The sequence below is a fragment of the Polaromonas sp. P3_C2 genome (assembly GCF_056402675.1).
This window is the reverse complement of record NZ_JBFUGX010000201.1, coordinates 1-6,645: the sequence shown is the minus strand read 5'-3', so window position 1 is coordinate 6,645 and position 6,645 is coordinate 1. Positions and strand designations below refer to the sequence as shown.

Below are 6,645 nucleotides of genomic sequence, written 5' to 3'. Positions count from 1 at the left end.
CAGCAGGCCCTTGTCGGCGAGCAGTTTGTCCATGTCGTTGTCGCCGCCTGAATTGCCGGGTGCTGCATGCACGCTGGCCGCCAGCAGGGCGGCAGAGGCAATGACGAGGGCAGGGGCAATCATTCGCATGGCGCCAAGCATACTTGACGGATTAGTCCTACGTCAACTCATGTTGTTTCTTGATAACGTTGACAACCCATTGATTTGTAACGAATTTGTAGGGGATTACCCGATTTATTACCCCCGTATGCCATGTTTTACACCGCCTTGGCCCGGCTTGGGAATGATCAAAAGGCGGTTTTCCCGGTCAAATGGGCGTGACGGGCCGATTCATGTGCTTTCACGTTTTTTTTAGAGTGAAATATGGCTTTAAACCAATACCGGCGTACGCAAGCAGCTATATTTTTGATAGCGGCCAGTGTGATGTTCCAGCCCGCGCAGGCTCAAAGCGTTCGCCCTGAAACCGTGGCGGCCGGCCTGGAAAACCCCTGGGGCGTGGCTTTTTTACCGGGCGAGCGTTTTCTGGTCACGGAGCGCCCCGGCCGCCTGCGGGTCGTCGGGCCGGGCGGCAAGTTGGGCACGCCGGTGGCCGCCCTGCCGGAGATTGCCGCCAGCGGGCAGGGCGGCCTGCTGGACGTGCTGGTCGACAGCGACTTTGCCCGCAACCGAACGCTGTATTTCTGCTTTTCAGAGCCTGCCGCCACCGGTAGTGGCAACAGTACGGCGCTGGCGCGCGCCACCCTGAGCGCTGACGACACCCGGCTGGAAAACCTCAAAATCATCTTCAGCCAGAAGCCCAAGGTGGCCAGCACGGCGCATTTCGGCTGCCGCATTGTGGAAAGCCGCGCGGCACCGAACGGCGCGCCCGATGGCAAGCTCTTTCTCACGCTGGGTGAGCGCTTCAGCCGCAAGGAAGACGCCCAGAAGCTGGACAACCACCATGGCAAGATTGTCCGCATCAACAAAGATGGCTCGGTTCCCCAGGACAACCCCTTTGTCGGCAAACCAGGGGCTTTGCCTGAGATCTGGAGCTACGGCCACCGCAACGCCCAGGGCGCGACGCTGGCGCCCGACGGCACCTTCTGGATGCATGAGCACGGCCCGCAGGGCGGCGATGAAATCAACCTGCCCAGGCCCGGGGCCAACTACGGCTGGCCGGTCATTACCTACGGCGAAAACTACGGCGGCGGAAAAATCGGCGAAGGCCTGACGGAAAAGGCCGGCATGCAGCAACCGCTGCATTACTGGGTGCCATCCATCGCGCCTTCCGGCATGGCGTTCCTGACCAGCGAGCGTTATGGCAAGTCCTGGCGCGGCAACCTGTTTGTGGGTTCGCTCAGGTTCGGCTACCTGGACCGGATCGAACTGGCGTCGCCGTTCGCCGGCAAGGTGGTGCGTGAAAGCAAGCTGCTGTCTGAAGCCGGAGAGCGCATTCGCGATGTGCGCCAGGGGCCGGACGGGCTGCTTTACGTGCTGACCGACAGCAACAACGGCAAGCTGATACGCCTGCTGCCCGGTGGCTGAATGCAGGGCTAGCCGGCTACTGCAATGAGATCGATTTCGACCGACGCACTCTTGGGCAGCTGAACAACGCCGACAGACGTACGCGTGTGGGCGCCGGCCGGGCCCAGTACTGCATACAGCACCTCAGACGCGGCATCGGCGACTTCGCTCTGCTGGGTGAAGTCCTGCGCCGACTGCACAAACACCGTGATGCGCAGAATGTGCTTCACGTGGTCCAGGCTGCCGAGGCTTTGCCGCAGCAGCGCCAGCGCGCGCATGGCGCAGATTTTTGCCGCCAGCTGGGCCTGCAGAACAGACGTTTCTGACCCCACGCGGCCGGTAACGACCACGGTATTGCCGACACGCGGAATCTGCCCGCTGACAAAGACCTGGTCGCCGTGCTGCACGACAGGCACGTAATTGCCGCCTATCTTGATCTCACCGTCAAAGCTGTAGCCGAGTTCGGCCTGCACTGCGGCGAACCGGGTGTCGCGTGAATCTTCCATGGACAGGAATTCCTCTTGATGTAGTTGGATGGAGCGTGATGTGGGTGTTTCAGGCAGGGCTCTTCAACCGTAGCAGGCTCAAGCCCAGCAGGCCAAACGCACCGCCGCAGAGGCGATTGAAAATGCGGGCCCGGCGGGGCGTGCCAAACCATTGGTGGGTGTGTTTGGCCAGCAGCACATAGGTGAAGTGGGAGACCAGCACGCACGCAGCGAAGGCGCTGGTCAGTGCCAGGAATTGCGGCAGCATCGGCGCCTCCGGGTGGATGAACTGGGGGAACAGCGCGGTGAAGAACAGGATGCTTTTGGGATTGGTCACCGCCACCAGCAGGCCTTGCCGGAACAATGCTGCATTGCTTTTTCCGGCGGATGTTCCGGCGTGTGTCCCGTCAGACAGGGGCGTGTCGAACATCGAGGTCTTGCTGGTCCACTGCCGCCAGCCCAGGTACATGAGGTAGACGGCGCCCACGGCCTTGAGCACAGCGAACAGCCAGGCCGACGTGTGCAGCAAAGTGCCCAGGCCCGCCATGGCCGCGGTGGAGACGGCGAACACGCCGAGCACATTGCCGGTGGAGCTCCACAGCGTCTTGCGCGGCCCCCAGGCCACGGCGTTGGAAACCGCCAGCAAAATGCCCGGCCCGGGGCTGAGCGCGGTGACAAGTGAAATGGTGATGAAGAGCAGCCAGGCGGAAGTGGTCATGGTGAGATCAATTAAAAAATGATGGGGGCAATTTATTTCCGGCGGCGCCTATGCAGCCTCGGCGCTACGCAGCCAGCTGCGCACGGCCTTCACGATTCCTGAAAAGTACCTTAAAAGCACGCTTCCCGTCTGGCCCGGGGCTTTTGCCGAGGCTTGGTTCAGCACGCATGCTGCGCCCCCGTGCTGGGCGGTCACCGTGATCCATCCGGTCTGGGCGACGGTATGCGACTGTCCCGCCTCCAGCGGCATGCTGTCGCGAAAGACCTGCTCGCCAAGCCAGCGCGGGGTGCCGGTCACCAGCAGCGTGCCCGAGGTGCTGATCAGGGCGCTGCCCGCCTTGGTGTGAAAAAACAGGGACTCACCGGCGTCCAGTTGAAGGTGGCGAGGTGCAAAGTGCTCTTTCATGGCGGCTCCATTCATGGGTTGGTGAACTGGAAAAACGGGGGAAGGAGACATCAAGGTTAAAGAGACCGGCACTTCCCCGACAGAGCCAGGCAAGTCCTTTCTGTATCGGTACAGATGACTGTTTATTCATCTGTTATGGTCTGATTTCGCCCCATCTGTGGCTGTGTCCCGGCTTCCCCTTCACGGATCATTCGGTTTATGGACCTGCAACCCTCGCCATCCCTGTCGCAACCGCTGTATTTACAGCTCTCCAGCCATTACCGCCAGGCGATCCAGTCCGGCGTTTTGATGCCGGGGCAGCGCATGCCGTCCGTCAGGGCGCTGACGCGGCTGCACCAGGTCAGCCTGTCGACGGCGGTGGAGGCCTGCCACACGCTGGAAGACGAAGGCCTGCTGGAGGCGCGGCCGCGTTCGGGCTACTTTGTGCTCAAGCGTCGCCGGATGGATATCCAGCCGCCCAGCGAGCCGGAATGCGGCCACAGGCTGGATCCGGCACAGTACGTCGGCATCCATGACCGGGTGTCCGATTTCGTCGCCAAATGCGATGTCTACCCGCTGGTGACCAACCTGGCAGGCACCTACGGCTCGCCCGAGATGTACCCGGCCGAGGCCCTCAAAAACGCCGCCACGCGCGCGTTGCGCAAGCACCCGCAACTGCTGGTGAACCCGCCGGACTTCCTCAACGATTCACCGCTCAATGCCGTGCTGGCCAAGCGGGCGCTGGAGGCCGGCATGCGGCTGTCAGCGGAAGACATCCTGGTCACGCACGGCTGTATTGAATCGCTGAACGTTGCCTTGCGTGCGGTGGCTCGGCCGGGGGACACCGTGGCCGTCGAGTCACCGACGTACCATGGCCTGCTGCAGATCCTCGAAAGCCTGGGTCTGCGCGCGCTGGAGATTCCCACCAGCCCGAAGCTGGGGATTTCCGTGGAGGCGCTGGATTTGGCCTTCCAGACGCACGACCGCATACGCGCCGTGGTGGTGATCCCCAATTTCCACAATCCGCTCGGCAGCGTGATGCCCGACGCCGAAAAGGAAAAGCTCGTCGCACTGTGTGATCGCCAGCAGGTCGCGCTGATTGAAGACGATACCTATGGCGCGCTGGGGCCCGACGACATTCCGCTGAAGGCGGCCAAGGCCTGGGACCGAAGCGGCTCGGTGATTTACTGCGCATCGCTGCGCAAGACCCTGGCGCCCGGGCTGCGTCTGGGCTGGGTCGCCGGCGGACGCTGGCAGGCGCGCATCAAGATGCTCAAGTACGCGCAAAGCCGCGCCAACGACATGGTGGGCCAGCTGGCCGTGGCCGAGTTCATGGCCTCCAGCGCCTATGACCGCCACCTGGCCAGGCTGCGCCGCATGCTCAACGTGCAGCGCGAGCAGATGGCCGAGGCGATTGCGGCGCACTTTCCCGCCGGAACCCGGTTGTCGGTGCCCCGTGGCAGCATGATGCTCTGGGTGGAGTTGCCGGCGGGTACCTCAGCGCAGGCGGTATTCGACATCGCCATCCGGCAGGGCATACGGGTGGCGCCCGGTTCCATGTTTTCCAACTCGAACCGCTTTGACCACTTCCTGCGCATCAGTTGCGGCTCACCGTTTTCCAGCGAGACCGACAGCGCCCTGCGCAAGCTGGCGGGCATTGTGTCGCAAGCTGGGCCCCGGCCGGCTTGAGGGCATGGCGCTGCTATTTTGAGGGTTTTAGGGCTCCAGCCCTTTAGGGGTATGCGCGAGTAGCTACTGTTTTGATAGCGATCGACGCGTCTAATGCGCCGCAGCGTGGCTGCGTTTGACAAAGAACAGGCCCGCACCCACTGCCATCAACATGCCACCGAACAGCCGGTTTTGCAGCCGCACCGCACGTGCGTTCCTGAACAGCTTTTGCAAACGGCTCGCGGCAAATGCGTAGCCGTGCATCACCACGGTGTCGACCGCCACAGTCGTGAGCGCCATCACCAGCAACTGGGGCCACAGCGGCCTGGCGGGGCTGATGAACTGCGGCAGCACTGCGACCATGAAAAGAATGCCCTTGGGGTTGGTGACGTTGGTCAGCAGGCCGGTGAGAAAGCGCCTGCGCGCTGAAATACCGTTCGCATCGGCTGCGGGGCCGGCATCTTCCGCTGCTATACCGTTCGATGAGCGCCACTGCGACCAGCCGATATAGATGAGGTAGAGCGCGCCCAGGATTTTCACGATGCTGAAGGCCAGCTCGGACGCCACCAGCAATGAGCCCACCCCCGCCCCGGCCACCAGCAAAATCACCACCAGCCCGATCTGCAAGCCCGCGATGGTGGCACGCGTGCGCCGCATGCCGTAGCTCAGGCCATGGCTCATGGCCAGCACCGCGCCCGAGCCGGGTGAGAGCGCGATCAGGATGGAGGCGAGGAAGTAGGCGGTCCAGGTGTCAATGGCCATGATGAAACGGTGACGAAATGAAGAAAGAAGGATGGCGGTGATCGTGGGCCGGGAGCTGGCCCACGCCGCGCAAAACGCCTGCCATCCTACATCGACGGCAATAGCCCGCGGGTATCATGGCCCAATGGCTTCAACAGCATCATCCTGGCAAGGCCGCCTCTCGCAAACACGCCGTACCGCCCAGCACTGGCTGATCGAATGGTGGCGCCTGGTGAAATTGGGCGCGATCATCCTGGTGCTGACCCTCTCGCCTTCCAGCTACAGCCCGCAAAGCCGCACGGTGCTGTCCCGCCACATCTACATCAACACGGCGCCCATCCTGCTGGGCTTTACCTTGCTGTGCGCGCTGGTCACCGTGGTGCTCACGCGGATCGTGCTGGTGACCGCGCTGAGCTACGGCTTGTCGCAGTACGCGTTGCAGGTCGTGATCCGCGTGCTGGTGCTTGAACTTATTCCGCTGACGGCGGCGCTTTTTGTGGCGCTGCGCTGCACCATCCCTGATGGCGCCGAACTCACGGCCATGCAGGCCAGCGGCGAACTCGACGAGATGCGCGAGCGCGGCATCGAGCCGGTGCGGCGCGAGGTGCTGCCGCGCGTGGTGGCGGGCATGTTCTCCGGCATCACGCTGGCTGCGCTTAGTTGCGTGGTGGCGCTGGTGGTGGCTTATTTGGCAACCTACGGCTTCGCCTTGTCGGGCCTGGCGGCCTATACCCGGCTGTTCGGTCAGGTCTTCAGCCCTTCCGTCACGCTGATCTTTGTGCTCAAAACCCTGTTCTTCTGCCTGGCCGTGTCGCTGATCCCCATGGCCTCGGCGCTTTACGGCATGGGCGAAGCCAGCGTGCGCACCAGCGCCGAGATGCGCGGCCTCGTGCGCATGTTCGCCGTGATTTTGCTGATTGAAGTGGCTTCGCTGGTCGGCAACTATTATTGACCGCCTCAATAAATACCAAATAACAATCCATGAGCTCACCCCACGACCCTTCATCCCCTGAGCACGGCCGGCCGGATCCGCTCCAGCCCGCGCGGGAGCCGGAGTCTTCGCCGGCGGAAATCGCCAACCTGGAATTCAAGGCCCGGCTTCTCCTGATCTTCATGCTGCTGCTGGTGGTGGGCTCGGCCCTTTAT

At 62.8% G+C, this 6,645-nt stretch carries 7 protein-coding genes; 3 read left to right on the top strand and 4 right to left on the bottom strand.

The features are described from left to right. Positions 1 to 423 precede the first annotated feature (423 nt). Positions 424 to 1,524, top strand: a complete 1,101-nt coding sequence (locus tag AC1DWI_RS10405; RefSeq protein ID WP_477669615.1) for a PQQ-dependent sugar dehydrogenase — start codon at positions 424 to 426, stop codon at positions 1,522 to 1,524. A gap of 8 nt (positions 1,525 to 1,532) precedes the next feature. Here the strand turns inward: AC1DWI_RS10405 and AC1DWI_RS10400 are convergent, their stop codons facing one another. The 3 genes from AC1DWI_RS10400 to AC1DWI_RS10390 are packed head-to-tail and all read right to left on the bottom strand — an operon-like array spanning position 1,533 to position 3,111. Next, complete coding sequence (locus tag AC1DWI_RS10400) at positions 1,533 to 2,009, bottom strand: RidA family protein (RefSeq protein ID WP_477669284.1); 477 nt, start codon at positions 2,007 to 2,009, stop codon at positions 1,533 to 1,535. Positions 2,010 to 2,058: 49 nt separating this feature from the next. Next, the gene (locus tag AC1DWI_RS10395; protein WP_477669285.1) at positions 2,059 to 2,706 is read right to left on the bottom strand and encodes a LysE family translocator; all 648 of its coding nucleotides are present in this window, start codon (positions 2,704 to 2,706) and stop codon (positions 2,059 to 2,061) included. Positions 2,707 to 2,754: 48 nt separating this feature from the next. Further along, positions 2,755 to 3,111, bottom strand: a complete 357-nt coding sequence (locus tag AC1DWI_RS10390) for a hypothetical protein (protein WP_477669286.1) — start codon at positions 3,109 to 3,111, stop codon at positions 2,755 to 2,757. 198 nt (positions 3,112 to 3,309) lie between these two features. Here AC1DWI_RS10390 and AC1DWI_RS10385 point away from each other — a divergent pair, with 198 nt between their 5' ends. Then, positions 3,310 to 4,779: an aminotransferase-like domain-containing protein gene (locus tag AC1DWI_RS10385; RefSeq protein WP_477669287.1), complete on the top strand. Its 1,470-nt coding sequence runs from the start codon at positions 3,310 to 3,312 to the stop codon at positions 4,777 to 4,779. Positions 4,780 to 4,869: 90 nt separating this feature from the next. Here AC1DWI_RS10385 and AC1DWI_RS10380 read toward each other — a convergent pair whose 3' ends face one another. Beyond that, positions 4,870 to 5,520 (bottom strand): LysE family transporter, encoded by a 651-nt coding sequence (locus tag AC1DWI_RS10380; RefSeq protein WP_477669288.1) that lies wholly within the window; start codon positions 5,518 to 5,520, stop codon positions 4,870 to 4,872. 124 nt (positions 5,521 to 5,644) lie between these two features. Here AC1DWI_RS10380 and AC1DWI_RS10375 point away from each other — a divergent pair, with 124 nt between their 5' ends. Beyond that, positions 5,645 to 6,451 carry an MlaE family ABC transporter permease gene (locus AC1DWI_RS10375; protein ID WP_477669289.1) on the top strand — a complete coding sequence of 269 codons (807 nt, stop codon included), beginning with the start codon at positions 5,645 to 5,647 and terminating at the stop codon, positions 6,449 to 6,451. Positions 6,452 to 6,645 lie beyond the last annotated feature (194 nt).